This is a genomic window from Chamaesiphon sp. OTE_8_metabat_110 (assembly GCF_031382685.1).
Lineage (GTDB): Bacteria > Cyanobacteriota > Cyanobacteriia > Cyanobacteriales > Chamaesiphonaceae > Chamaesiphon.
In genome coordinates this window covers 1-2176 of record NZ_JANMZA010000238.1, presented here as the reverse complement: position 1 = coordinate 2176, position 2176 = coordinate 1, and the positions used below count along the sequence as shown (strand labels likewise).

Annotated in this window: 2 protein-coding genes; one reads left to right on the top strand and one right to left on the bottom strand. The window is 52.3% G+C overall.

Features of this window, described 5'->3' with window-relative positions:
- A partial coding sequence (locus RMO52_RS08860) for an aldo/keto reductase (protein ID WP_310413057.1) occupies positions 1–638 on the bottom strand: 638 nt, incomplete at its 3' end.
- 440 nt (positions 639–1078) lie between these two features.
- Between RMO52_RS08860 and xseA the strand changes: the two genes are divergently transcribed.
- Positions 1079–2176, top strand: a 1098-nt coding sequence (gene xseA, locus RMO52_RS08855; RefSeq protein ID WP_310413054.1) for an exodeoxyribonuclease VII large subunit, incomplete at its 3' end; no start/stop codon positions are given.

Genomic DNA, 2176 nt, shown 5'->3' with positions numbered 1-2176 from the left:
GCAAATTGCCGATCGACACCATCTGCACAAGCCAGTGATGGAGCAACCCCAGTACAATTTATTTCACCGCGATCGCGTCGAAATAGATTGTACTGGGGTTGCTCCATTACGGGCTTGTGCAGGTGGTGTCGATCGGCAATTTGCCACGCGCTGCGGATCTCGGCTGCCGACCATTCTGACGTGCCCCAGTAGAGTGCTTTGCCCTGTTGAATCATATCGTGCATTGCCCACACTGTCTCTTCGATCGGGGTATTGGGATCGGGACGATGGCAAAATACTAAATCTACATAGTCTAGTTGTAAACGTTGCAGCGAAGCATCGATCGCGTGGTGGAGGTACTTACGATTGAGTGTATTCTTGCGATTTGGCCCTTCGGCAATTCCCCAATAAAACTTAGTAGAGACGATATAAGATTCGCGCTCCCAGCCTAAATGCTGGAGCGCATCGCCCATCAATGTTTCAGCTTTGCCACCAGCATATACTTCGGCGTTATCAAAGAAGTTTACACCAGCATCTCTAGCGGCGGCGAGAGTTTCGATCGCGGCATTCTTGTCTACCTGATTGCCGTATGTAATCCAAGATCCCAGCGACAATTCACTGATTTGTAAGCCAGAATGTCCCAAGCGGCGATATTTCATGCTCGATTCTCCTTGAAGGAACTCAAATTTGCAGGTAATTAAATTGTTGTGCCCCAGTGACGATCGTTAGCTCTCAACCATTGGATTGTGGCGGACAAGGCGTTGAGGCTAGTCTGATGAGATTCACTAGATCCCAAATTGCGATCGGGGCGTATCTCTATTTTAATCATCTGGCTAGTGCTTGTCTTTGTGTATCGTCGATCTACACCAAAAATTAGGATTTACACGCAAACTTTTCAGCTTCGTTTTCGATGGTGCTCTACCCCCCCAACCCCCCTTATAAAGGGGGGCTTTATTGCTCCCTCCCCTTTATAAGGGGAGGGCTGGGGTGGGGTAAAGGACTACGCATTTATCAAAAATTTCCACAGAAGGATGTATCCCCTGTCCCCACAAGCTTGAGTTAGACTAATTTGATAAGTCTCGTCGGCTCAAGCTTGACAATGTTGAATTATGCACCTACCGATCTGTATCCACTCGATCCGATCTCCATCGATGGTTTGACTCGCTATATCGAACAAGCATTACTATCGACTCCGCAATTGCGACAGGTGTGGGTGAGTGGAGAAGTATCTAGTGCCACCCATCATCCTTCGGGCATCTACTTTACGCTCAAGGATAAGGTGGGTAAAGCTGCCCTACCAGCGGTGGTGTGGAAAAGTCAAATTCCCGAACTAGAGACAAAGCCGCAAGTTGGCACGGAAGTACTCGTGTTTGGCAAGATTGCTGTCTACGCGCCGCATGGTAAATATCAGTTTCAGGCGCAGCAGGTTTTACCCTTGGGCGAGGGTTTACAGGCTTTGCGGTTGCAACGGCTCAAGCAAAGGCTCGCCGCTGAAGGTTTGTTCGATCGAGAGCGCAAACGCGCCCTGCCAGCTCATCCCCAGACGATCGCGGTAGTTACTTCCCCAACGGCGGCAGCGTGGGGCGATATCACGCGATCGATACTAGCACGCGATCCGGGGGTGTTGGTATTATTTTCGCCAGCGACGGTGCAGGGGGAAAACGCGCCCAATTCGATCGAACGGGCGCTCTCGCGGGTGGCGATCGACGGTCGGGCGGAGGTGGTGATTCTGGCTAGAGGTGGCGGTGCCAGCGAAGATTTGAGCTGTTTTAATAGTGAAATTGTCGTCCGCGCCATTGCCGAATGTCCGGTACCAGTAGTGACGGGAATCGGACACGATCGCGATGAGTCGTTGGCGGATTTGGTTGCTGATGCGAGAGCCACTACGCCGACAGCGGCTGCGATGCTGGTGGTGCCCGCGCTCCAGGATGAAATCGACGCACATTTGGCGAGGGTCGATCGGCTGAAAACTGCCATGCAGCGAGTCGCGATCGAGCGTCAGTCGCAATTAGATCGCTTGCGGCTGCGGTGCGAACGCATCAAGCCCGATCGCCAATTGGCACTAGAAATCGATCGGCTCCACGGACTCCAGCAGCGTCTCCAGCGGGCGATCGCGGCTAAATTGCAAACTGCGTCCCAACAGCAGTTACACCTGCGAGAACGGTGCCAAACCCTCGATCCGCGCTTGGTTTTACAG